At 61.7% G+C, this 20,843-nt stretch carries 25 protein-coding genes; 6 read left to right on the top strand and 19 right to left on the bottom strand.

Annotated elements, in window-relative coordinates; translation table 11 throughout:
- The first annotated feature begins 6 nt into the window (after positions 1 to 6).
- On the top strand, positions 7 to 543 hold the full coding sequence (gene hpt, locus EDF75_RS19875) for a hypoxanthine phosphoribosyltransferase (RefSeq protein ID WP_041147520.1): 537 nt from the start codon (positions 7 to 9) through the stop codon (positions 541 to 543).
- 72 nt (positions 544 to 615) lie between these two features.
- On the opposite strand, the gene can is transcribed toward hpt, so the two are convergent.
- Positions 616 to 1,278, bottom strand: coding sequence for a carbonate dehydratase (gene can / locus EDF75_RS19870; protein WP_133600632.1), 663 nt, complete (start codon positions 1,276 to 1,278; stop codon positions 616 to 618).
- Between the two features lie 106 nt (positions 1,279 to 1,384).
- Here can and EDF75_RS19865 point away from each other — a divergent pair, with 106 nt between their 5' ends.
- From EDF75_RS19865 to EDF75_RS19850, 4 genes are all read left to right on the top strand, one after another.
- The gene (locus tag EDF75_RS19865; RefSeq protein WP_041144085.1) at positions 1,385 to 2,311 is read left to right on the top strand and encodes an ABC transporter ATP-binding protein; all 927 of its coding nucleotides are present in this window, start codon (positions 1,385 to 1,387) and stop codon (positions 2,309 to 2,311) included.
- Entirely contained in the window at positions 2,308 to 3,078 is a 771-nt protein-coding gene (locus tag EDF75_RS19860; protein ID WP_045859825.1) for an ABC transporter permease, read from the top strand. Before EDF75_RS19865 ends, EDF75_RS19860 begins: the two co-directional genes overlap by 4 nt.
- A gap of 120 nt (positions 3,079 to 3,198) precedes the next feature.
- Complete coding sequence (locus EDF75_RS19855; RefSeq protein WP_133600631.1) at positions 3,199 to 3,639, top strand: PTS sugar transporter subunit IIA; 441 nt, start codon at positions 3,199 to 3,201, stop codon at positions 3,637 to 3,639.
- A gap of 63 nt (positions 3,640 to 3,702) precedes the next feature.
- Positions 3,703 to 4,950, top strand: coding sequence for a polysaccharide deacetylase family protein (locus EDF75_RS19850; RefSeq protein WP_133600630.1), 1,248 nt, complete (start codon positions 3,703 to 3,705; stop codon positions 4,948 to 4,950).
- A gap of 35 nt (positions 4,951 to 4,985) precedes the next feature.
- Here EDF75_RS19850 and panD read toward each other — a convergent pair whose 3' ends face one another.
- From panD to thpR, 9 genes are all read right to left on the bottom strand, one after another.
- Entirely contained in the window at positions 4,986 to 5,366 is a 381-nt protein-coding gene (gene panD, locus EDF75_RS19845) for an aspartate 1-decarboxylase (RefSeq protein ID WP_095103716.1), read from the bottom strand.
- Positions 5,367 to 5,515: 149 nt separating this feature from the next.
- Positions 5,516 to 6,370, bottom strand: coding sequence for a pantoate--beta-alanine ligase (gene panC / locus EDF75_RS19840; protein WP_041144089.1), 855 nt, complete (start codon positions 6,368 to 6,370; stop codon positions 5,516 to 5,518).
- A gap of 11 nt (positions 6,371 to 6,381) precedes the next feature.
- A complete protein-coding gene (gene panB, locus EDF75_RS19835) occupies positions 6,382 to 7,173 on the bottom strand; it encodes a 3-methyl-2-oxobutanoate hydroxymethyltransferase (protein WP_133600629.1) in 792 nt (263 codons plus the stop codon).
- 117 nt (positions 7,174 to 7,290) lie between these two features.
- The gene (gene folK / locus EDF75_RS19830) at positions 7,291 to 7,770 is read right to left on the bottom strand and encodes a 2-amino-4-hydroxy-6-hydroxymethyldihydropteridine diphosphokinase (RefSeq protein ID WP_133600628.1); all 480 of its coding nucleotides are present in this window, start codon (positions 7,768 to 7,770) and stop codon (positions 7,291 to 7,293) included.
- Entirely contained in the window at positions 7,767 to 9,161 is a 1,395-nt protein-coding gene (gene pcnB / locus EDF75_RS19825) for a polynucleotide adenylyltransferase PcnB (RefSeq protein WP_133600627.1), read from the bottom strand. The genes folK and pcnB overlap by 4 nt, the downstream gene beginning before the upstream one ends.
- Before the next feature lie 179 nt (positions 9,162 to 9,340).
- A complete protein-coding gene (gluQRS, locus tag EDF75_RS19820) occupies positions 9,341 to 10,222 on the bottom strand; it encodes a tRNA glutamyl-Q(34) synthetase GluQRS (RefSeq protein ID WP_133600626.1) in 882 nt (293 codons plus the stop codon).
- Positions 10,223 to 10,280: 58 nt separating this feature from the next.
- Complete coding sequence (dksA, locus tag EDF75_RS19815; RefSeq protein WP_007373199.1) at positions 10,281 to 10,736, bottom strand: RNA polymerase-binding protein DksA; 456 nt, start codon at positions 10,734 to 10,736, stop codon at positions 10,281 to 10,283.
- A 152-nt stretch (positions 10,737 to 10,888) separates the two neighbouring features.
- The gene (gene sfsA, locus EDF75_RS19810; RefSeq protein WP_133600625.1) at positions 10,889 to 11,617 is read right to left on the bottom strand and encodes a DNA/RNA nuclease SfsA; all 729 of its coding nucleotides are present in this window, start codon (positions 11,615 to 11,617) and stop codon (positions 10,889 to 10,891) included.
- Positions 11,617 to 12,153 carry an RNA 2',3'-cyclic phosphodiesterase gene (thpR, locus tag EDF75_RS19805; protein ID WP_045859802.1) on the bottom strand — a complete coding sequence of 179 codons (537 nt, stop codon included), beginning with the start codon at positions 12,151 to 12,153 and terminating at the stop codon, positions 11,617 to 11,619. The genes sfsA and thpR overlap by 1 nt, the downstream gene beginning before the upstream one ends.
- A gap of 127 nt (positions 12,154 to 12,280) precedes the next feature.
- Here thpR and hrpB point away from each other — a divergent pair, with 127 nt between their 5' ends.
- Positions 12,281 to 14,725 (top strand): ATP-dependent helicase HrpB, encoded by a 2,445-nt coding sequence (hrpB, locus tag EDF75_RS19800; protein WP_133600624.1) that lies wholly within the window; start codon positions 12,281 to 12,283, stop codon positions 14,723 to 14,725.
- Positions 14,726 to 14,732: 7 nt separating this feature from the next.
- On the opposite strand, the gene EDF75_RS19795 is transcribed toward hrpB, so the two are convergent.
- Genes EDF75_RS19795 through gspG form a run of 9 tightly spaced genes read right to left on the bottom strand, consistent with a single transcriptional unit; the run spans position 14,733 to position 20,823 of the window.
- Complete coding sequence (locus EDF75_RS19795) at positions 14,733 to 15,533, bottom strand: prepilin peptidase (RefSeq protein WP_133600623.1); 801 nt, start codon at positions 15,531 to 15,533, stop codon at positions 14,733 to 14,735.
- Positions 15,530 to 16,285 carry a type II secretion system protein N gene (locus EDF75_RS19790; RefSeq protein ID WP_133600622.1) on the bottom strand — a complete coding sequence of 252 codons (756 nt, stop codon included), beginning with the start codon at positions 16,283 to 16,285 and terminating at the stop codon, positions 15,530 to 15,532. Before EDF75_RS19790 ends, EDF75_RS19795 begins: the two co-directional genes overlap by 4 nt.
- Positions 16,275 to 16,766, bottom strand: coding sequence for a type II secretion system protein GspM (gene gspM, locus EDF75_RS19785; RefSeq protein WP_133600621.1), 492 nt, complete (start codon positions 16,764 to 16,766; stop codon positions 16,275 to 16,277). The genes EDF75_RS19790 and gspM overlap by 11 nt, the downstream gene beginning before the upstream one ends.
- The gene (gene gspL, locus EDF75_RS19780; RefSeq protein WP_133600620.1) at positions 16,759 to 17,955 is read right to left on the bottom strand and encodes a type II secretion system protein GspL; all 1,197 of its coding nucleotides are present in this window, start codon (positions 17,953 to 17,955) and stop codon (positions 16,759 to 16,761) included. The genes gspM and gspL overlap by 8 nt, the downstream gene beginning before the upstream one ends.
- On the bottom strand, positions 17,948 to 18,928 hold the full coding sequence (gene gspK / locus EDF75_RS19775) for a type II secretion system minor pseudopilin GspK (protein WP_133600619.1): 981 nt from the start codon (positions 18,926 to 18,928) through the stop codon (positions 17,948 to 17,950). Before gspK ends, gspL begins: the two co-directional genes overlap by 8 nt.
- Positions 18,925 to 19,509: a type II secretion system minor pseudopilin GspJ gene (gene gspJ, locus EDF75_RS19770; RefSeq protein WP_133600801.1), complete on the bottom strand. Its 585-nt coding sequence runs from the start codon at positions 19,507 to 19,509 to the stop codon at positions 18,925 to 18,927. The genes gspK and gspJ overlap by 4 nt, the downstream gene beginning before the upstream one ends.
- 11 nt (positions 19,510 to 19,520) lie before the next feature.
- Positions 19,521 to 19,886, bottom strand: coding sequence for a type II secretion system minor pseudopilin GspI (gene gspI, locus EDF75_RS19765; protein WP_041144103.1), 366 nt, complete (start codon positions 19,884 to 19,886; stop codon positions 19,521 to 19,523).
- Positions 19,883 to 20,401 carry a type II secretion system minor pseudopilin GspH gene (gene gspH / locus EDF75_RS19760; protein WP_133600618.1) on the bottom strand — a complete coding sequence of 173 codons (519 nt, stop codon included), beginning with the start codon at positions 20,399 to 20,401 and terminating at the stop codon, positions 19,883 to 19,885. The genes gspI and gspH overlap by 4 nt, the downstream gene beginning before the upstream one ends.
- On the bottom strand, positions 20,401 to 20,823 hold the full coding sequence (gspG, locus tag EDF75_RS19755; protein WP_041144105.1) for a type II secretion system major pseudopilin GspG: 423 nt from the start codon (positions 20,821 to 20,823) through the stop codon (positions 20,401 to 20,403). The genes gspH and gspG overlap by 1 nt, the downstream gene beginning before the upstream one ends.
- Positions 20,824 to 20,843: the final 20 nt, after the last annotated feature.

The raw sequence follows: 20,843 nt of genomic DNA, 5'->3' as shown, positions 1-20,843 counted from the left end.
AGTTTAATGAAACATACTGTAGAAGTGATGATCCCGGAAGCCGAGATCAAAGCGCGTATCGCCGAACTGGGTCGTCAAATCAACGAATGCTACAAAGACAGCGGCAGCGAAATGGTGCTGGTGGGGCTGCTGCGCGGCTCATTTATGTTTATGGCCGACCTGTGCCGTGAAGTTCAGGTGCCGCATGAAGTCGATTTTATGACCGCTTCCAGCTACGGCAGCGGCATGTCCACGACCCGCGACGTTAAAATCCTCAAGGATCTGGACGAAGACATTCGCGGTAAAGATGTCCTGATCGTGGAAGACATCATCGACTCCGGCAACACGCTCTCTAAAGTGCGTGAGATCCTCAGCCTGCGCGAGCCGAAATCGCTGGCCATCTGTACGCTGCTGGATAAGCCGAGCCGTCGCGAAGTGAGCGTACCGGTTGAGTTTGTCGGCTTTGCTATCCCGGACGAATTCGTTGTTGGTTACGGTATTGATTACGCCCAGCGCTATCGCCATCTGCCGTACGTAGGCAAAGTGGTGCTGCTGGACGAGTAGGGCGCAGGTAGGCAATATGGCGGCACCCGGCTAAGCGGCGCGCCGCCCGTCCGGATGTGAGAAGCGCGTCGGCTACTTGTGGTTGATGTGCTTGATTTTGAGGTTGGAAATGCCGTGACGGTAGCGCTGTTCGAGGGTTTCGCGGCTGACGGCGGTCACGTCAAGATCGCGCAGCAGGCCATCGTGAATGCCGTAGGCCCAGCCGTGGATCGTCACCTTCTGCCCGCGTTTCCACGCCGAGCGCATAATCGTTGAGTGACCCAGGTTATAGACCTGCTCCATCACGTTCAGCTCGCACAGCGTATCAAGGCGGCGCTCTTCGGGCATCTCGCCCAGCAGCGAACTGTGTTTAAACCAGATATCGCGAATATGCAGCAGCCAGTTGTCGATAAGGCCCAGCTCGGTGTTTTCAATCGCCGCCTGCACGCCGCCGCAGCCGTAGTGGCCGCAGATGATAATATGCTCGACCTCCAGCACATCAACGGCGTACTGCACCACGGAAAGACAGTTCAGGTCGGTGTGAATCACCAGGTTGGCAACGTTGCGGTGTACAAACAGTTCGCCAGGCTCCAGGCCCGTTAACCGCTCAGCGGGTACGCGGCTATCAGAACATCCAATCCACAGAAAGCGCGGTTTTTGCGCCTGAGACAAGGTTGCAAAAAAACCGGGGTCTTCTTCCACCAGCATTTTTGACCATAGTGCATTGTTGCTGATGAGTGTATCTATATCGTTCATGGACGTTCACGGCCTATAACCAGGTAAGTGCGTTGCGCTAATATAGGTTAACCTCACGTTTTTTAAAACAACCCATCGCGTGTCACGACACGAGAAGAGACATTTAATGACCATTGCTCTGGAACTAAAACAGCTTACAAAAACCTACCCCGGCGGGGTTCAGGCGCTGCGGGGGATCGACCTGCAGGTTGAGGCAGGCGACTTTTATGCGCTGCTGGGCCCGAACGGCGCGGGTAAATCCACCACGATTGGCATTATCAGCTCGCTGGTCAATAAAACCTCAGGCCAGGTCAACGTCTTTGGCTACGACCTGCAGAAGGACGTGGTTAACGCCAAGCGCCAGCTCGGCCTGGTGCCGCAGGAGTTTAACTTTAACCCCTTCGAAACCGTGCAGCAGATCGTCGTCAACCAGGCGGGCTACTACGGCGTTGAGCGTAAAGAAGCGGTGATACGCAGCGAAAAATACCTGAAACAGCTCGATCTATGGGAAAAGCGCGGCGAGCGCGCGCGGATGCTATCCGGCGGCATGAAGCGCCGTCTGATGATCGCCCGCGCCCTGATGCACGAGCCGAAATTGCTGATCCTCGATGAACCAACCGCGGGCGTGGATATCGAACTCCGCCGTTCGATGTGGGGCTTCCTCAAGGATTTGAACGATAAAGGCACCACCATTATCCTCACCACCCACTACCTGGAAGAGGCGGAGATGCTGTGCCGCAATATCGGCATTATTCAGCGCGGCGAGCTGGTGGAGAACACCTCCATGAAGGCGCTGCTGGCGAAGCTAAAATCGGAAACCTTTATTCTCGATCTGGCGCCGAAAAGCCCGCTGCCAGTGCTCGAAGGCTATCAGTATCGGCTGGTGGATACCTCAACTCTGGAAGTTGAGGTGCTGCGCGAGCAGGGGATCAACAGCGTATTTTCTCAGCTGAGCGCGCAGGGCGTTCAGGTTTTAAGCATGCGTAACAAAGCCAACCGCCTGGAAGAGCTGTTTGTCACGCTGGTACATGACAGGAAAGGAGAATCAGCATGATGCAGCTGTACTGGGTCGCGCTGAAAAGCATCTGGGCCAAAGAGATCCACCGTTTTATGCGTATCTGGATCCAGACGCTGGTGCCGCCGGTGATCACCATGACGCTCTATTTCGTCATTTTTGGCAACCTGATCGGTTCGCGCATCGGCGAAATGCACGGTTTTACCTATATGCAGTTTATCGTGCCGGGCCTGATTATGATGGCGGTGATCACCAACGCCTACGCCAACGTGGCCTCCTCTTTCTTCAGCGCGAAATTCCAGCGCAATATTGAGGAGCTGCTGGTGGCGCCGGTGCCGACGCACGTGGTTATCATCGGCTACGTTGGCGGCGGCGTGGCGCGCGGGCTGTTTGTCGGGATCCTCGTCACCGCGATCTCGCTGTTCTTCGTCCCGTTCCAGGTTCACTCCTGGCTGTTCGTTGGGCTGACGCTGATCCTGACGGCCATCCTCTTCTCGCTGGCGGGCCTGCTGAACGCGGTATTTGCCAAAACCTTTGACGATATCAGCCTGATCCCGACCTTCGTGCTGACGCCGCTGACCTACCTCGGCGGGGTATTCTACTCTCTGACCCTGCTGCCGCCGTTCTGGCAGGCGCTGTCGCATCTGAACCCGATCGTCTACATGATCAGCGGCTTCCGCTACGGCTTCCTCGGTATCAACGATGTTCCGCTGATTACCACCTTTGGCGTACTGGTGGTCTTTATCGTCGCGTTCTACCTGCTGTGCTGGTCTCTGATCCAGCGCGGACGCGGTCTGCGCAGCTAGCGGACCGTTATTGGCGCTTCGCTGAGCGATTAGGCGAAGCGCCATCGGCTAATCTTGACTGCCATCACCGACATCAATCATTCCCCTTGTTAAATTAGCCTCCTGCTAAGGAGGTAGGCGATGTTAGGTTGGGTTATTGCGTGTCATGACGAGAAGGCGCAGGAGCTGCTGGGCCGTCTGGAAAAAAGATATGGGCCGCTGACGCAGTGTCGGGCGGTGAACTACTGGCGCAATCTCAGCAGCAATATGCTGAGCCGGATGATGTGCGAGGCGCTGCACGCGGTCGACAGCGGCGATGGCGCGATCTTTCTGACCGATGAAACCGGCGCGGCGCCGTATCGGGTCGCGGCGCTGATGAGCCATAAGCACACCCACTGCGAAGTGATCTCCGGAATCGACTATCCATTGTTAGAGCGAATGTATCTGCTGCGCGAGAGCCTGAGCAGCGAAGCGTTTCGCGAGGCGATAGTCAGCGCCGGAGGCCCGACGGTCAGCAGCCTCTGGCACCAGCAGCAAAAAAATCCGCCTTTCCGCCTGCTGCATGAAGCGTACGGGAATTAGGCGTTGGTATTGATGCCGCTTTTGTTACAATGGCGGCAGTTTCTTTCCAGCGGTTAGACGTCGATGTTTGCCCGAATCTTTGCTCTGCTCCTTGTGCTGACGTCGCTCAGCGCCTCTGCCAGCCTGTTAAGCCAACAGGGCGTGCCTGCGCGCTATATGCAAACCGCTGAAGATGCGGTTATCTGGGCGCAGATAGGCAATGAGGTGGTCAGCGTCGGCAATATCCGCGCCGGGCAAATTATTGCCGTCGTGCCGACCGCCGCCGACTATTATGAGTTCAGCTTCGGCTTTGGTACTGGTTTTATCGATAAAGGCCACCTGCAGCCGGTGCAGGGCAAGCAGCGGGTGGAGGACAGCCTCGGCGATTTGCATAAGCCGCTGAGCAATCAAAACCTGCTCACCTGGAAAGATACCCCGGTCTACGACGCCCCCTCCAGCGGCAGCGCGCCGTTCGGCACGCTGGCGGATAATTTACGCTATCCGATAATCAGCAAGCTAAAAGACCGGCTCAATCAGACCTGGTTTCAAATTCGCATCGGCAATCGCCTGGCGTGGGTCAGTAGCCTCGACGCCCAGCAGGATAACGGCATTCCGATCCTCACCTATCACCACATCCTGCGTGATGAAGAGAACACCCGCTTTCGCCATACCTCGACCACCACCTCCGTTCGCGCCTTCAGCAACCAGATGACCTGGCTGCGCGACCAGGGTTACACCACCCTGAACATGTATCAGCTGGAAGGCTACGTGCGCAATAAGATCAACCTGCCGGCGCGCTCGGTGGCGATCACCTTTGATGACGGCCTGAAGTCGGTCAATCGCTACGCATGGCCGATCCTCAAGCAGTATGGCTTTCACGCTACGGCGTTTATTATCTCCTCGCGCATTAAGCGCCATCCGCAGAAATGGGCGCCTAAGTCACTGCAGTTTATGAGTATTTCTGAGCTGAAGCAGATTCAGGACGTCTTTGACGTGCAGTCGCATACCCACTTTCTGCATCGGGTTGACGGCGGGCATCGTCCGATTCTGCTGAGCCGCAGCTACCACAATATCCTGTTTGATTTTGAGCACTCGCGCCGCGCCTTGACGCAGTTTAATCCGCACGTGCTCTATCTCTCCTATCCGTTTGGCGGCTATAACGCCACGGCGGTGAAGGCCGCGAACGACGCCGGTTTTCATATGGCGGTGACCACGGTGAGAGGGAAGGTGAAACCCGGGGATAATCCGTTCTTATTGAAGCGGCTCTATATTCTGCGCACGGATTCGCTGGAGACGATGTCGCGGCTGATCAGCAACCAGCCGCAGGGATAGCTCGACGCCCGTCCTGAGCAGGGCGTCGCAAGGCATCAGGCAACCTGGACCGGAATGGCTTTGGCCTGGCGCTTCATTTCGTTGTCGCCTTCAAAATAGGCGACCTTTGGCCTCCAGCTGCGGGCTTCTTCATCGCTCATGGTGACGAAGCTGGCGATGATCAGAATATCGCCGACGCTGGCGCAGTGCGCCGCCGCGCCGTTAACGGAAATGATTCTGGAGCCGCGCTCGGCGGCGATGGCGTAGGTGGTGAAGCGGTTACCGTTAGTCACGTTCCAGAGATGGATCGCCTCATTTTCGAGGATCCCGGACGCATCAAGGAAATCCTGGTCAATAGCGCAGGAGCCTTCATAGTGCAGATCGGCCTGAGTGACTTTTACGCGGTGGAGTTTGCCCTGCAGCATATTACGAATCATAGTGTCTACCTTTATTCCCGTCATACTTCAAGCGGCATACAGGCTGGCTGCACTCGAACTATTGCGGGTATCTATCTGACGAAAACGAAGCGGATATCGCATCCGCTTGAGCAAATGCCGGGCAGTATTGCCCGGTTTTTAACCTTTGTCTACAGGCCGAGCTCGACGATTTTATTGTCGATAAGACGCGCCTGGCCGAGCCATGCTGCCATCAGGATCACCGCCCGTTGGCTGGTTTCCGTCAGCTCCAGCAGCGTATCCGCATCGCGGATCTGAATATCGTCGGAGCGGAAGCCCTTTTCGTCCAGCTCCTGCCCGGCAAGGGTAATCATTTCATCCAGATTACGATCGCCGGCCGCCAGCTTTTCCGCCACGCTATTCAGCACTTTATACAGCCCTGGGGCGATCTTGCGCTGGTCAGCGGTAAGGTAGCCGTTGCGTGAACTGAGCGCTAAGCCATCTTTGGCGCGGATAATCGGTACGCCGATAATCTCGATATCGTAACCCATGTCGGCAACCATCTTGCGGATCAGCGCCAGCTGCTGGAAATCCTTCTCGCCAAAGCAGGCAACGTCCGGCTGCACCAGGTTGAACAGTTTGCTGACGATGGTGGAGACGCCGCGGAAGTGGCCCGGACGGCTGGCCCCTTCAAGCATGGTCGACAGGCCTGGAACATCGACGTAGGTCTGACCTTCGGTACCGTGCGGATAGATTTCCGCCGGAGCCGGTGCGAATACGAAGTCCACTTTGCGTTTGTTCAGCTTCTCGCAATCGTCCTGCAGCGTGCGCGGGTAGCGCGTCAAATCGTCAGGGCGGTCGAACTGCATCGGGTTAACGAAAATGCTGACCACCACGACGTCAGCGCTGGCTTTCGCTTCATCAACCAGCTTCATATGACCGTCATGCAGGTTGCCCATGGTGGGGACCAGCGCAATGCGCTTGCCTTCCTGACGTAAACGGCGGATATGCTGACGCAGCAGCGGCAGGGATTCAATAATCAGCACAACAAGACTCCTTAATGGAAACTGTGTTCTTCGCCCGGATAGACGCCGGACTCCACTTCGGCAATATACTGCCGTACCGCCGCGCGTATGTCGCCTGCTGCGGCGAGGAAATTTTTAGCGAATTTAGGGATATGGCCGCCGGTGATGCCGAAGGCGTCATGCATAACGAGGATTTGCCCGTCGGTAACGTTGCCCGCGCCGATGCCGATCACCGGGATGGTCAACGCGTCGGTAACGCGCTGGGCCAGTGCGACCGGCACGCACTCCAGCACCAGCAGCTGCGCGCCTGCGGCTTCGAGCGCCAGCGCGTCGTCAAGCAGCGCTTGCGCCGCGTCGCCGCGTCCCTGGACCTTATAGCCGCCAAAAACGTTAACCGACTGCGGCGTCAGGCCAAGATGGCCGCAAACCGGTACCGCCCGTTCTGCCAGCATTTTTACGGTCTCAGCCAGCCACGCGCCGCCTTCGATTTTGACCATATTCGCCCCCGCGCGCATCACCACGGCGGCATTGGCAAAGGTCTGTTCCGGCGTGGCGTAGGCCATAAACGGCAGGTCGGCGAGCAGCAGGCAGGCCGGAGCGCCGCGGCGTACTGCCCGGGTGTGGTAGGCTATGTCTTCAACCGTCACCGGCAGCGTGGAGTCGTGGCCCTGTACCGTCATGCCCAGCGAGTCGCCAACCAGCATCACGTTGATGCCCTCATCGGCAAACAGCTTTGCGAAGCTATAGTCGTAGGCGGTGATGGTGGCGAAGCGCTTCTTCTCCTGTTTGCATTTCTGCAGCAGGGCGATAGTGGTCGGTTTCATAACGTTTCCTGATGATGAAAGTCATATTAACCGGCATTCTAACAGCAGCACTGGAGGGGGCAACGGTTTTAGGCAACCGATAACCACGATCGCCGTAATTGTTAAAGGCAGCGGGGACTACCAGAGAACGGGTTTATCGGCAGCGAGCTGGGTCAGTACGCTGCGTAACGCGACTCCGTCAGGAAAATGGAGCTCGGGGGCAATCTCAAACAGCGGCCACAGCATAAAGCCGCGGTTTTTCATATCGTAATGCGGCACCGTCAGGCGCTCGCTGTCGATAACCTGCTCGCCAAACAGCATGATATCGAGATCGAGCGTGCGCGGACCCCAGCGTTCGGCCTTGCGTTCGCGGCCCTGCTGCAGCTCGATGCGCTGGGTATTATCCAGCAACTCTTCTGCGGTAAGCCCGGTCTCCAGCGCGACGGCGGCGTTAAGGTAGTCAGGCTGATCCTGCGGCCCCAGCGGCGGCGTGCGGTAGAAAGAGGAGACGGCGACGATCCGGCTGTTGGGGAGCTCCGCCAGCGCGGCAACGGCAGCATTAACCTGCTCCAGAGGAGCGGCCAGATTGCTGCCGAGGGCGATAAAGGCGAGCGTCATGCGCCGCCCGGGCGCGGGGCGCGTTTACGCGGACGACGATGACGGCGGCGCGGCGCCGGCTCTTCATCGAGCTCGTTAAGCATATCTTTTTGATCCGGCGGTGGTGCAACCTGGAACTCGCCCCACCATTTGGTCAGGCGCAGCAGCTCGCCGTTCTTTTCGGCGCCGGCGCGCAGCTCAAGCAGATCGTACGCGGCGCGGAATTTTGGATGCTCCATCAGCTTCCACGCGCGTTTGCCCTGGCGGCGGGACATCCGCAGCTGCAGCTGCCAGATATCGCGAACCAGGGTGGTGATGCGCTTCGGAATCGCCAGCGTACGGCAGGCTTCGTCCAGCACGTCGTTCATCGCCAGCAGGAAGGCGTCGTTGTACGCCAGACCGCTCTCCTGGGTAATTTTCTGCGCCATTTCCAGCAGCGGATACCAGAACATCACCGCAAACAGGAACGCCGGGTTAACGCGCATATCGTTATGGATGCGGTTATCGGTGTTCTTCAGTACCTGGGTGATGATGTGCTCCATCGGGCTATCGCCGTGCTCGGTAAAGTAGCGGGTGATGGTCGGGAACAGCGGCTGGAACAGATTGTATTCGCGCAGCAGCATATAGGTATCAAAACCGTAGCCCGCCTGCAGCAGCTTGAGCACTTCTTCAAACAGACGCGCCGGAGGCACGTCGTGCAGCAGTGCCGCCAGGCGTGGGATCGGCTCGGCGCTTTCCGCGCTGATGCTCATATTGAGCTTGGCGGCAAAGCGCACCGCGCGCAGCATGCGTACCGGATCTTCGCGGTAGCGGGTTTCCGGATCGCCAATCAGGCGGATAACGCCATCCTGCATATCCTTCATGCCGCCAACGTAATCGCGGACGGTAAAGTCGGCAACGCTGTAGTAAAGGCTGTTAATGGTGAAGTCGCGGCGCTGGGCATCTTCTTCGATGGAGCCGAAGATGTTGTCGCGCAGCAGCATGCCGTTCTGGCCGAGCTGCGAGGTGACGCGATCGGTGGTATGCCCTTCGTGGTGACCACGGAAGGTGGCGACTTCGATAATCTCCGGCCCGAACATGACGTGAGCCAGGCGGAAACGGCGGCCGACCAGGCGGCAGTTGCGGAACAGTTTACGTACCTGATCCGGGGTCGCGCTGGTGGTGACGTCGAAATCTTTCGGCTTCTTGCCAAGCAGGAGGTCGCGTACGCCACCGCCGACGAGATAGGCTTCGTAGCCCGCCTTGTTCAGTCGATAGAGCACCTTGAGGGCATTATCACTGATATCTTTGCGGGAAATTGCATGCTGTTCGCGCGGGATAACCGTCATATGCGTTTGTTCGACGGCGGCTTCTGCCTCGCGCTCCTCACGGCTTAGCACCTTACGGCAAAAATTAGCGACTCGGGTAAAAATGTTGCACCTCGTAGTGTCAGACTGACTTCAGGACCAAAAAGCTACTCTATGGGCTTCAGATTGCAGCACGGCGACAGGCTTGTGGGCTCACGGTGGCATAGAAAGCTATGTAACCTGGGCGGACAAATGCGGCTATCGCAGCGGCAACATGTAAGGCGACGAGTAAAAATTGCGGCTAATCATAGCTCAGCGGGAGCCATTTGAGAATGCTGGATTTTTTCGGGTTTCCAGTTCGCTACCGCCTGCCTGAGTAAATCATCGGTACTCAAGGCTCGCCATTCCTGCTCAACGTCCTGATTAAGAAACATTAGCGCCCGTATAATTTCCGGGCGCGGATCGCCTTCCGGCAGCGCCGGGGCATGATTTTGTTTGGAGAGTTTATTCCCCTCGGCGTTCAGCGCCAGCGGCAGATGCAGGTAATCCGGCGCCTGCCAGCCAAAGTGCTGATAGAGCGAAATCTGCCGCACCGTAGGCTCAATAAGATCGGCGCCGCGGACTATCTCACTCACGCCCTGGAAACGATCGTCCACCACCACCGCAAGATTATAGGCGAACAGGCCGTCGCGGCGGTGGATAATAAAATCTTCGCGCGCCAAAGGCTCGTCGGCAACCAGGGTTCCGCGCAGCTGGTCATAAAACTCAAGCACCGGTCGCGTCTGGCGTATGCGCAGCGCGGCGTCCTCTGCCGGCAGCCGCAGGTCGCGGCAGTGACCGTCATAGATGCCGCCGACGGCGTGAATACGCGCGCGGGTGCAGGTGCAGTAATAGCACAGCCCCTGCTCATACAGCCAGGCAAGGTGCTCCCGGTAGGCTTCGTGGCGCTGCGACTGCCACAGCACTTCGCCATCCCAGTGCAGCCCGTAACGCTCGAGCTGGCGCAGAATGGTATCGGCGGCGCCGGGAACTTCCCGCGGCGGGTCGATATCCTCAATGCGTACGTGCCAGATGCCGTTTTTTGCCCGCGCCTGGAGATAGCTGCCGAGTGCGGCAATCAGGGAGCCGAAATGGAGTTCGCCGGAGGGTGAGGGGGCAAAGCGGCCTGTATAGCGTGAGTCATTCATGGTCTATAGAGCATGTAGGCGGGAGAAACTCCCGCCGGAGATACGATAGCGAAGTGGATTAGCCAGCCATCTGTTTTTCGCGAATTTCCGCCAGAGTTTTGCAATCGATGCACAGATCTGCGGTCGGACGCGCTTCCAGACGGCGAATGCCGATCTCAACGCCACAGGATTCACAAAAGCCGAAATCTTCGTCTTCGACTTTCTTCAGTGTTTTCTCGATCTTTTTGATGAGTTTACGTTCGCGATCGCGGTTACGCAGCTCCAGGCTGAACTCCTCTTCCTGAGCGGCACGGTCTACCGGGTCCGGGAAGTTAGCAGCTTCATCCTGCATGTGTGTTACGGTGCGATCCACTTCATCCCTGAGTTGATTACGCCATGCTTCAAGAATACGCTTGAAGTGCGCTAGCTGGGCTTCGTTCATATACTCTTCGCCCGGCTTCTCTTGGTACGGCTCCACCCCAGCGATGGCGAGAATACTCAGGGACGATGTTTTACGGTTTTGCCCTTCTTGCATGTTGCTTCTCCTTAACACGCACTATCGATCCCCATGGTGGGGGAAAAATCAGGCCGCTATAAATAGCAGATGCTTTTCCGGATAGCAATTATCTAAACGTTACACTTGACAACCCTGTGAAGAAAAGCGTATTTGCGCTCGCGACCCGGACACTATTTAGCCGTTTGTTTACCGGGAGTTAACACCACGGTAATCGGCTTATTCAGAGTCATCATCTCGGTAGAAAGTTCCGCTTTATATGCGAGAATTTCAACCCCCTTGGTTTGCGCTTCAATCAATAGCTGTGCGTATCTGGCATCAATGTGGTGAGCGGGAGAGAAACGGTCGATCGCCGAATGCAGCACGGCGAACAAAATCACCGCCCGATCGCCGGCTGCCGCCACGCCCATCAGCTCCCGCAGGTGCTTCTGGCCGCGCTCGGTGACCGCATCGGGGAAATAACCGCTCTCTTTCTCCGCTAACGTAACCGATTTCACTTCAATATAGCAGTTTTGTCGTTCTTCTGCCTGTAACATAATATCGATGCGGCTGTTCTCTCCGCCATATTTAACTTCACTTTTCAGCGTGTTATAGCCAGAAAGCTCGCTAATATTACCCGCCAGTATCGCCTCTTTTGCCAGCGTATTGGCGCGTAAAGTATTCACGCAAATCGTCGCGCCCTGCTGGGTTTCGGTTAATTCCCAGGTATGGGCATACTTGCGCTTCACGTTATCGGAGGTGGAATACCAGACGGTATCGCCGGGGGTCGCGCAGCCGGTCATCGCCCCGGTGTTCGGGCAGTGCAGGGTCAGCTCGCGTCCGTCGGGGGTCACCACGTCGGCCAGAAATCGTTTGTAACGTTTAATCAGAACGGCGGACCGTAGCGGTGGGGTGAACAGCATCAGCTCTCCTCGTTGAAGGGGTAACGTTCCAGCGCGGTATAGCGGGTACGTCCGCGGGCAAAGCTGGATTCATAAAGTACAAATTCGCGCACCGCAAACGTCCAGCTGAAGCCTGGCGGCGGGATGGGGACCGCGCTGCGGGCGTCGCGCAGCAGGGTGATATGCGGATGGAACGGCTGCGGGCTTTGATAGCAGCCGCTGCGGGCCGCCTGCGCGCGCAGCATTCCGGCCAGCTGCAGCACGCCGCGCGGCGGCTGGCGCGTACCGAGCCACACCACCCGCGAACGCAGCCACTGTCCGGCATCGTCGAGGGTCAGCGTAAAGCCGGGCTGGCGAATGCGTCCCGCCTGTGCCGCCAGCGCGCGCTGCTTATCCGCGCTGACCTCGCCAAGAAAGGCCAGCGTCAGGTGCAGATTGGCTTTTGCTACCGGCCTGCCGGCGTCATCCGGGAAGCTCAGGGCGCGCCAGTCGACGATCCGCTGCTGCACCTCTTCAGGCAGTTCAAGGGCGAAAAACAGCCTTTTCGGCTCGGACATGATAAATACCCGGTAATCATTTCAGTGCGATGAATTTCAACCTGCAGCGTATCTGCAACGCGAAAGACGACAAGTCAGGCGTGATGCTACAATGCCTGCCCTTGAATGTTAAGCCCTGGAGCCTTTCGTGTCCTCATTGCCGGTTGCCGCCGTCCTCCCCGAACTTCTCTCCGCTCTGCAGCAGGCGCCGCAGGTGCTGCTCAATGCGCCAACTGGTGCCGGTAAATCGACCTGGCTGCCGCTGCAAATCCTCGCGGCGGGCCAGATCGACGGGCGCATTATTCTGCTGGAACCGCGCCGGCTGGCGGCGCGCAACGTGGCGCAGCGGCTGGCCGAACTGCTGGGCGAGAAGCCGGGCGATACCGTGGGCTACCGGATGCGTGCGGACACCTGCGTCGGGCCGAATACCCGAATCGAAGTGGTCACCGAGGGGATCCTGACGCGCACGCTCCAGCACGATCCCGAGCTGACGGGCGTGGGTCTGGTGATCCTTGATGAATTCCACGAGCGCAGCCTGCAGGCGGATCTGGCCCTCGCCCTGCTGCTCGACGTGCAGCAGGGCCTGCGCGACGATCTCAAGCTGCTGATTATGTCGGCGACGCTGGATAACGATCGCCTGCAGCGGATGTTGCCGCAGGCGCCGGTGATTACCTCCGCCGGCCGGGCCTTCCCGGTGGAGAAGCGCTATCAGGCGCTCGCCGCGCACCAGCGCTTTGATGAGGCGGTGGCGATAGCCGCCGCCGAGCTGCTGCGCCAGGAGAGCGGGTCGATGCTGCTGTTTCTCTCCGGCGTCGGCGAAATTCAGCGGGTGCAGGAGCAGCTGGCCGGGCGGGTGGCTGACGATGTGGCTATCTGTCCTCTGTACGGGGCGCTGCCGCTGAGCGAGCAGCGAAAGGCGATTCTGCCGGCGGCGAAGGGGACGCGTAAGGTGGTGCTGGCGACCAATATTGCCGAAACCAGCCTGACCATTGAGGGGATTCGACTGGTGGTGGATAGCGCCCAGGAGCGGGTTGCCCGCTTTGACGCCCGCACCGGCTTAACCCGCCTGATAACCCAGCGCATCAGCCAGGCCTCCATGACCCAGCGCGCCGGCCGCGCCGGGCGACTGGAGCCCGGAATTTGCCTGCACCTGATCGCCAAAGAGCAGGCGGAACGCGCGGCGGCGCAGAGCGACCCCGAGATCCTGCAAAGCGATCTGTCGTCGCTGCTGCTGGAGCTGCTGCAGTGGGGATGTCACGATCCCGCCGAACTCCGCTGGCTGGATCTGCCGCCGGAGATCAATCTGGCAGCGGCCCGGCGTCTGCTGACGGCGCTCTCTGCGCTGGAGGGCGGCAGGCTGTCGGCGCGCGGGCGTAAAATGGCCGCGCTGGGCAACGATCCGCGCCTTGCGGCCATGCTGACCGCGGCGGACTCTCCCGATGCGGCGGCAACGGCGGCTAAGCTGGCGGCGATCCTCGAAGAACCGCCGCGCGGCGGCAATAGCGATCTTGGCTCGGCGTTTGCCCGCCAGCAGCCTGGCTGGCAGCAGCGGGCGCAGCAGCTGCTGAAGCGCCTCGGCAGCCGGGCGGGCTATCCGGACGCGCAGCGCGCGGCGGCGCTGCTGGCCCCGGCCTTTGCCGACCGGATTGCCCGCCGACGCGGCCAGGAGGGGCGCTATCAGCTGGCAAACGGCATGGGGGCGATGCTTAACGCCGATGACGCGCTCGGACGCCATGAGTGGCTGATTGCGCCTCTGCTGCTGCAGGGAAGCTCGTCGCCGGATGCGCGCATTTTACTTGCGCAACCGCTGGATATTACCGCGCTGCTGGAGCAGTTGCCGGATCTGGCGCAGCGCTCCGATACCGTGGAGTGGGATGAGGCCCAGGGAACGCTGAAGGCCTGGCGCCGCACCTGTATCGGCCAGCTGGTGATCAAAACTCAGCCGCTGGCAAAGCCGTCGGAAGAGGAGCTGCACCGGGCGATGCTCAACGGCATTCGCGATAAGGGCCTCAGCGTGCTGAACTGGACGGCGGAGGCGGAGCAGCTCCGTCTGCGGCTGCACTGCGCGGCGCAGTGGCTGCCGGAGGAGGCGTGGCCGGCGGTGGATGAGGCCTCGCTGCTGGCAACGCTGGAGGCGTGGCTGCTGCCGCAAATGAGCGGCGTGCACTCGCTGCGCGCGCTCCGGGCGCTGGATATTCGCCAGGCGCTGCAGAACTGGCTGCCGTGGCCGCTGCGCCAGAAGCTCGATAGCGAGCTGCCAACCCACTACGTCGTGCCGACCGGCAGCCGGATCGCCATTCGCTACCATGAGGAAAACCCGCCGGCGCTGGCGGTGCGTATGCAGGAGATGTTTGGCGAAGCGACGACCCCGACCATTGCCCAGGGCCGGATGGCGCTGGTGCTGGAGCTGCTGTCGCCCGCCCAGCGCCCGCTGCAGATCACCCGCGATCTCAGCGCCTTCTGGCAGGGAGCCTATCGGGAAGTGCAAAAAGAGATGAAGGGACGCTACCCCAAACACGTCTGGCCGGACGATCCGGCAAACGCCGCGGCGACCCGGCGCACCAAAAAGTATGCGCCGCCGGGGTCGAACTGAGCCCGGGCTATGCCGCCTGGGCCCACAGGAACAGGCCGCCGCCGGCCAGCGCCAGCCAGGGACCGAAGGCCAGCGGCCGATCCAGCGGCTGGTGGGTCAGCCGCCGCAGCACCAGGGTGCAGATAAGCCCGCTGGCCGAGGCCAGCAGCAGCGTATTGGGCAGCGCCTGCCAGCCGGACCATGCGCCGAGCGCCGCCAGCAGCTTAAAATCACCGTACCCCAGCGCCTCCCTGCCGGTCAGCAGCCGAAATACCCAGTACACCGCCCAGAGCGACAGGTAGCCTGCCATCGCGCCGATAACCGCCTCCGTCAGCGGTACGAAGGTGGCGTTGAGATTAAACAGCAGCCCGGCCCACAGCAGCGGCAGCGTCAGGCAATCGGGGAGCAGCTGCGTCCTGGCGTCGATGAGCGCCAGCACCAGCAGGGTGGAGAGCAGCCCCAGCCCGCCCAGCAGCGCGAAACCCGGAGTCAGCAGGTACCCGGCGAGCACAAACAGCAGCCCGCAGAAGAGCTCGGTCAGCGGATAGCGGCGTGAAATCGGCCGCGCGCAGCAGCGGGAGCGCCCCTTCAGCAGCAGGAAGCTGAACAGCGGGACGTTATCCCGCCAGGCGACGGGCTGGCGGCACTGCGGGCAGAACGACGGCGGAAAGCTCAGGCTAAGCCGCTCCTGGCCCTCCTCGGCCATTAACATCAGCGGCAGCCGGTAGATAACGACGTTAAAAAAGCTGCCGAAGCACAGACCGAAAATAAACAAAAAACCGCCCCATATCAGGGGGAACTGCAGTGAAAATGCGGCAAATAGCGTCATGGTTTCTCCGGTGGTGACCATTTTCCCTGCAGCTGCCAGGGCGTGCGTCCATGTTCATCCTTGCGGCCGCTCTGGGCGATAAGCGCCGCGAGCAGCGTCGGCGTTGACTGCCGGCTCTGTAGCGTTCCGCGAAACGCGTAGCCGCCGTCAGGCGCGAGGGTGCCCTGTCCGCTCAGGCTCAGCTGATGCGAGTCCTGGCTAATGTTCAGCGCCAGCGCGCCCGCGGGCGTGCAGCTGAATTTGCCGCTGACGCTGGCCAGCGTCAGGGAGCCGGCGGGGGAGCTCAGCGCCGCATCCTGCCAGCGCGCGCGGCCCTCGGATATCTGCCGGCAGCCGTCGTGGCCGAAGCGCGCCTCGGCGATCTCCAGCGTAATCAGGCCCTCGGCGTCAACCGATCCGGCCTGCGCCAGCCCGCGACCGGCCACGCCGGCCGGGACGATAAGGCGGCCATCGCGCAGGGTCAGCGCGCTCAGCCCCTGCAGCCAGACCTGGCCGCGCAGCCCGCTGGGATCGCTGAACGAAATATGCCAGCCCGGAAGCGCGCCGGAGAAAGCCAGCCGCCAGCGCAGGTGGGCGAGGCCGGCTCCGCGCCAGACAATATCTCTGGCCTCGCCCTGCCAGACGGTGCCGGCAAGCTCGCCGACGCCGATCCCGGTCGGCAGCGCGGCGGTCAGCAGCCTGGCGGGGGCGGTGAGCAGCATCCACAGCAGCCAGGCGCCGAGCAGCAGTCCGACGGCGGATTTACTTCTCATGCCGACGCTCGAGGATCAGCGTATTCACCGTCACCCAGCCGGGACGCTGGGGATGCGCGGTGACGGCCAGGGAGGCGGCGTGAATGCCCTGCCGGCCCAGGGCGTCGAGCCATGACATCAGGGCCTGAAAGGTACAGGCCTCGAGGGTGACGCTCACCCGCATCCCCTGCGGCTGCAGCCGGACGATCGCCAGCGCCTGGCGGGCCGCCTCGCGCATGATGACCGCCGAGGGCTCTTCGGCGGTGGCCGCAGGGCCCGGCCGCTGGCGGCTTAGCTGCTGCAGGAGCGGAGCCTGCTGCTGCATCCAGCGCAGGCTGGCCTGCTCTTTGGCGAGGGTTTGCCGCCACTGCTGCTCGCGGTCGAGCCACGGCTGCCAGAAGGCGTAGTACGCGATACCGACAAACAGCGCGAGGGCCATCGCCATCAGCAGGCGCTGCTCCCGCTGCGAGCGCTGCTGCCATAAAATACGCAGGCTATGCATCGTTTTCCTCCAGGGAGAGACGCCCCTCAATGCCGTCCGCTCGCGGCTTCATTTCGCCGGTTCGTACGCGAAAATGGGGCTGCGCCCGCAGCCTGAACTGCTCCAGCGCCCGGGGCGATACCGCCGACACGTCGAGCTGCAGGGCGTTGCGCGCGCCGTCATAGGCCAGGGCCCGCAGGCGGATCCCCGGGGTCTCGGCGACGATCTTTTGCACCAGGCTGATGGTGACGACCGACGGCGGATGCGCCGCCGTCTGCTCAAGCTGGCGCAGATGCTGCTGCATCTGCAGCCGCGGGTTAATCACCCGGGTCTCCGTTTTAAACCACTGATGATAAAACGCCCGGCTGGCCTGCTGAGCCGCGGCCGCCCGCTGGCCGAGCGCCAGATGATCGAGCACGGCGTTAGTGCCCCACAGCAGCACCAGCGCGGCGGCAGCGGCCATCGCCGGACGCCAGCGCAGCCCGGCGGGCTGCCAGCGGCGCTTCGGCGCAAACTCTCCCTGACGTAGGCAGATGCGCTGCGCCGCCGGATCCGCCGCCGCCAGCTGGAGTAAATCCTGCGCCGCCAGCGCGCGCCACGGCGCCGGGATCGGCGGGGGCGGAGAGTAGCTGTCGATCGGCGGCTGCTCCTCGCCGGGGGAGAGCAGCTCGGCCAGCCAGCCGGCTTCCGCCGCCATCCCGCCCCAGGCCTGATGGCGAATCAGCCACTGTTCGCCGACCTGCAGCGCGCTCCAGCGGCCCGGAGTGAAGGGGAGAGCCAGCGCATCCGGCGTCAGGGCGAGGATCTCGAGCCCCAGCTCGTCGCAGCGGGCGAGCCACTCGCGCATTTTTTGCCGCTGCAGGGCGGCGACGTGGCAGAGATTTTTCTGCCGCCGGAGCAGCGCAAAATGAACCTCCTCGACGTCGGTTGCCAGCTGCTCTTCGAGCAGGAAGGGCAGGATCTGCTGCGGGCGCTGGCGCAGGCCGGCGGGCAGCGTCACGCTGTGAAAAGCGCAGTCGCTGGCCGGAACCAATACCCAGGCGGGATAGCGCGCCGCCAGCTCGCGCAGCGTCGGGTCATCGTCACCGGCGGACCATTCGCCGGCGCTCTCCGGCTGTCCGGGCGAGAGCAGGCGCCAGGCGATCGGCCGGTCAGGGGCGCCGAGGCGCAAAATGAGCGCCGCGCGCGGCGGCGTTTTATCGTTATTCATCGGCCACTCTGTAAAGTCCATAACGTCGCTGGATAACGCGGAAGCTGCGCCCTTCGCGCTGCAGGAGGCTGCGCTGCTGATAGCGCGCGCTGCCCATGACCACGGTGAACGAGGCGACGAAGCGTTCACTGTGGACCGTCAGCCAGGGACGCACGGCGGTGGTGTCAGCGTCCTGCAGCGCCTGCTGGGCTAAAAACGCGGCGACGCTGTTCCAGCCGCTTGCCGGACGGGCGCTCAGCAGCTGGCGCGCCTGCTGAATGCTCAGATCTGCGGGGAACAGCGCCGCCAGCAGGGCAGCCTGCGCCGGCTTCAGGGTGTTGATATTGATCTGCAGGGCGTCGTTCGGGTGGGCGCAGACGTAGGGCAGCAGGCGCTGGTACAGCGCCGCGTCCATCCCGGCGAGCAGGCGCAGCTCGCTGAGGTCCTGGATATTCTGGTTGCCGGTCAGGTAGCCCGGCGACTGCGCCATATAGACCTCGTCTTCCGCGCCGTTGAGCAGCGGCTGGCTATCCGCATCGATCCAGTCGCGCAGGGCGGCGGTGAGCTGCAGGGCGCGCAGCGGCTCCGCGCCGAGTTTTTCCAGCAGGCGGGTAAAGGCGCGCGCCGCGGCGGGGATCGCTTCGCTTTCATCGGCGGCGGTGCGGTTGACGGCATTCAGATTGAAGCAGGCCAGATCGTCGGTAATCGTGGCGTAAATCTCGCCGCCATCGACGGTGAAGCGGCGTCCCTGCTGGGCCCAGTTTTGCGCCAGATGGGTCTGGTTCGGCGAATCAAGCGCGTCGCGCTGCAGCAGGGCGGCGACCATCGTCTCCGCGCCCAGCGCGTACCACCTGGCCTGCAGGTTATCGAGGGTGGTGGCCGTGTGCTGGTACATCCGCGCCGTTCTTTCGGTAATGGCGCTCGCCAGCACCATCATCAGGGCGAGGATCAGCAGCACCATCAGCAGCGCGACGCCGCGCTGGCGGCCGTTCATGGCTGCTCTCCGGGGGCAACTAAAAACAGGCGCGTGACGTCGCCGTAGCCCTTCAGCGTTAAGGTGACTTCAAGCGCCTGCGGCAGCTTTTGCGCGGACTCCCAGCGATCCTGCCAGCCGCCGTTGGCGTAAAAGCGCAGGCGGAACGCCTCGACGTCGCGCTGCAGGACCCAGGTCGTCGGCCGGCTGCCGGTGAGCGGGTCCTGCTGGTCATAGCTCAGGCGCTCCAGCCGCTGCTGGCGCAGGCGGTAGCTGACGCTCTGGATCTCTGAGCGCGGCAGCATGCCCATCGGGTTTGGCCAGCCGCTGCGGCTAAAGGCTACCGCCCAGTCGTCGCTGCCCAGCTGGAAGCGCCCGGCGGAGAAGATGGCGGCATCGTCGCGGCCGCGGCGGGGGACTATCTGGTTGAAGTCGGCGGCCATCTGGCTAAAGGTCTGCTGCAGCGCCTGGATCTGCTGCGCTTTTTCTTTGGTGAGCGTATCCGCGCGAATGACGTTTTGCAGCACGCTGACCGCCGCCACGCTCAGCGCGGCGAGGATCGCCAGCGCCAGCAGCATTTCAACGAGAGTAAAGCCGCGCATGGTGCCGTGGTTCATGGCCGGGTCACCCAGGTGCGCAGCGAGGAGACCGGGGCCTTGTCGCTTTTATCATGGCGGACCTCGACGTCCAGCGCCCGCAGCTGCGGGAGCTCGGTTTCGACGCCCTGCCAGCGGATATGCCAGCTGCCGCCTGCCGCCTGGACCGTCGTTTCCGAGGGGCTCAGCGCCGGCCAGCGGTTTTCCAGCTTCAGCTGGATCAGCTGATTGTCGGCAAGCCACCCGGCGAGGGTTTTCTCCTCCATGCGCCCGAGATGGTTCGTCTGCTGCAGCGTGGCCTGCATCACGGACAGCCCGGCGAGGGCGAAGACCACCAGCGCGACCATGACTTCGATAAGCGTCATTCCGGACTGCGATTTCATGGGCTCTCCTCCCGCTGCGCGGGCTGCACGCCGCCGCGGGCGTCAACCTCCAGCGCCAGATCGCGGCCGATATGCAGCTGAAAGGGGGTCACTTCCCCGCCGGGGAACAGCAGAACGTCGGGCAGCTCGCCCGGCGTCCAGGCGGCGCCATCGGGAAAGCTCAGCGCCAGCGGTTCCAGGGCGGCGCTGCCCGAGGTGGCGACGCGCGCGATCTGCAGCGGCTGCCAGCGGGAGCCCTCCTCGCCGCCGTCCGCTTCGCCAGCCTGGCCGCTCTCGTCTGGGGTCAGCAGCCGCATAAACTGCCAGCGGTCGGGGTGAATCGAGATACCGTAGAACTGGCCGGTCTGCAGCCCGCGGTCGCGGACAAAGCTCAGCTGTGCCTGGAAGCGCTCGAGGATCTGCGCCGGGTCGTTCTCGCGCGATGGCGGAAACGCCAGCATCACCATGCCCGCGCTAACGCCCATCAGCAGCAAAATGAGCATCATCTCCAGTAACGTGAAGCCGCGCTGGTGCACTATTTTTTCCCGATATTCCAGTTGCCGAGATCGTCGTTGGTATCCGGCATGCCGTCCGGCCCAACGCTAAACACGTCGACCTGGCCGTGCTGGCCGGGGCTGAGCAGCTGATAGTCGTTGCCCCACGGGTCCTGCGGCAGGCGGCGGATATAGCCACCTTCCGGATAGTTACGCGCCTGCGGCTCGGCGGCAGGACGGCTGACCAGCGCCGCGAGCCCCTGCTCGGTGTTGGGGTAGCGGCTGTTATCCAGCTTGTACATATCCAGCGCGCCCTCCAGCGCCACCAGATCGCTGACCACCTTTTGCCGGTCCGCTTTTTCTTTATTGCCCATCAGGTTAGGGACCACCAGGCTGGCAAGAATGCCGAGAATGACAATCACCACCATAATCTCCAGTAAGGTGAATCCACGCTGTCGTTGCATTTTTTTCTCCATTATTACAA

The sequence above is a fragment of the Klebsiella sp. BIGb0149 genome (assembly GCF_004362605.1).
Taxonomy (GTDB): domain Bacteria; phylum Pseudomonadota; class Gammaproteobacteria; order Enterobacterales; family Enterobacteriaceae; genus Klebsiella; species Klebsiella terrigena.
This window is presented reverse-complemented; position numbering and strand designations above follow the sequence as displayed.

Bases quoted from the DNA above. Each gene is read 5' to 3' on its own strand.
- hpt (WP_041147520.1), top strand. From the start codon at position 7: ATGAAACATACTGTAGAAGTGATGATCCCGGAAGCCGAGATCAAAGCG.
- can (WP_133600632.1), bottom strand. From the start codon at position 1,278: ATGAACGATATAGATACACTCATCAGCAACAATGCACTATGGTCAAAA.
- EDF75_RS19865 (WP_041144085.1), top strand. From the start codon at position 1,385: ATGACCATTGCTCTGGAACTAAAACAGCTTACAAAAACCTACCCCGGC.
- EDF75_RS19860 (WP_045859825.1), top strand. From the start codon at position 2,308: ATGATGCAGCTGTACTGGGTCGCGCTGAAAAGCATCTGGGCCAAAGAG.
- EDF75_RS19855 (WP_133600631.1), top strand. From the start codon at position 3,199: ATGTTAGGTTGGGTTATTGCGTGTCATGACGAGAAGGCGCAGGAGCTG.
- EDF75_RS19850 (WP_133600630.1), top strand. From the start codon at position 3,703: ATGTTTGCCCGAATCTTTGCTCTGCTCCTTGTGCTGACGTCGCTCAGC.
- panD (WP_095103716.1), bottom strand. From the start codon at position 5,366: ATGATTCGTAATATGCTGCAGGGCAAACTCCACCGCGTAAAAGTCACT.
- panB (WP_133600629.1), bottom strand. From the start codon at position 7,173: ATGAAACCGACCACTATCGCCCTGCTGCAGAAATGCAAACAGGAGAAG.
- folK (WP_133600628.1), bottom strand. From the start codon at position 7,770: ATGACGCTCGCCTTTATCGCCCTCGGCAGCAATCTGGCCGCTCCTCTG.
- gluQRS (WP_133600626.1), bottom strand. From the start codon at position 10,222: ATGAATGACTCACGCTATACAGGCCGCTTTGCCCCCTCACCCTCCGGC.
- dksA (WP_007373199.1), bottom strand. From the start codon at position 10,736: ATGCAAGAAGGGCAAAACCGTAAAACATCGTCCCTGAGTATTCTCGCC.
- sfsA (WP_133600625.1), bottom strand. From the start codon at position 11,617: ATGCTGTTCACCCCACCGCTACGGTCCGCCGTTCTGATTAAACGTTAC.
- thpR (WP_045859802.1), bottom strand. From the start codon at position 12,153: ATGTCCGAGCCGAAAAGGCTGTTTTTCGCCCTTGAACTGCCTGAAGAG.
- EDF75_RS19795 (WP_133600623.1), bottom strand. From the start codon at position 15,533: ATGACGCTATTTGCCGCATTTTCACTGCAGTTCCCCCTGATATGGGGC.
- EDF75_RS19790 (WP_133600622.1), bottom strand. From the start codon at position 16,285: ATGAGAAGTAAATCCGCCGTCGGACTGCTGCTCGGCGCCTGGCTGCTG.
- gspM (WP_133600621.1), bottom strand. From the start codon at position 16,766: ATGCATAGCCTGCGTATTTTATGGCAGCAGCGCTCGCAGCGGGAGCAG.
- gspL (WP_133600620.1), bottom strand. From the start codon at position 17,955: ATGAATAACGATAAAACGCCGCCGCGCGCGGCGCTCATTTTGCGCCTC.
- gspK (WP_133600619.1), bottom strand. From the start codon at position 18,928: ATGAACGGCCGCCAGCGCGGCGTCGCGCTGCTGATGGTGCTGCTGATC.
- gspJ (WP_133600801.1), bottom strand. From the start codon at position 19,509: ATGCGCGGCTTTACTCTCGTTGAAATGCTGCTGGCGCTGGCGATCCTC.
- gspI (WP_041144103.1), bottom strand. From the start codon at position 19,886: ATGAAATCGCAGTCCGGAATGACGCTTATCGAAGTCATGGTCGCGCTG.
- gspG (WP_041144105.1), bottom strand. From the start codon at position 20,823: ATGCAACGACAGCGTGGATTCACCTTACTGGAGATTATGGTGGTGATT.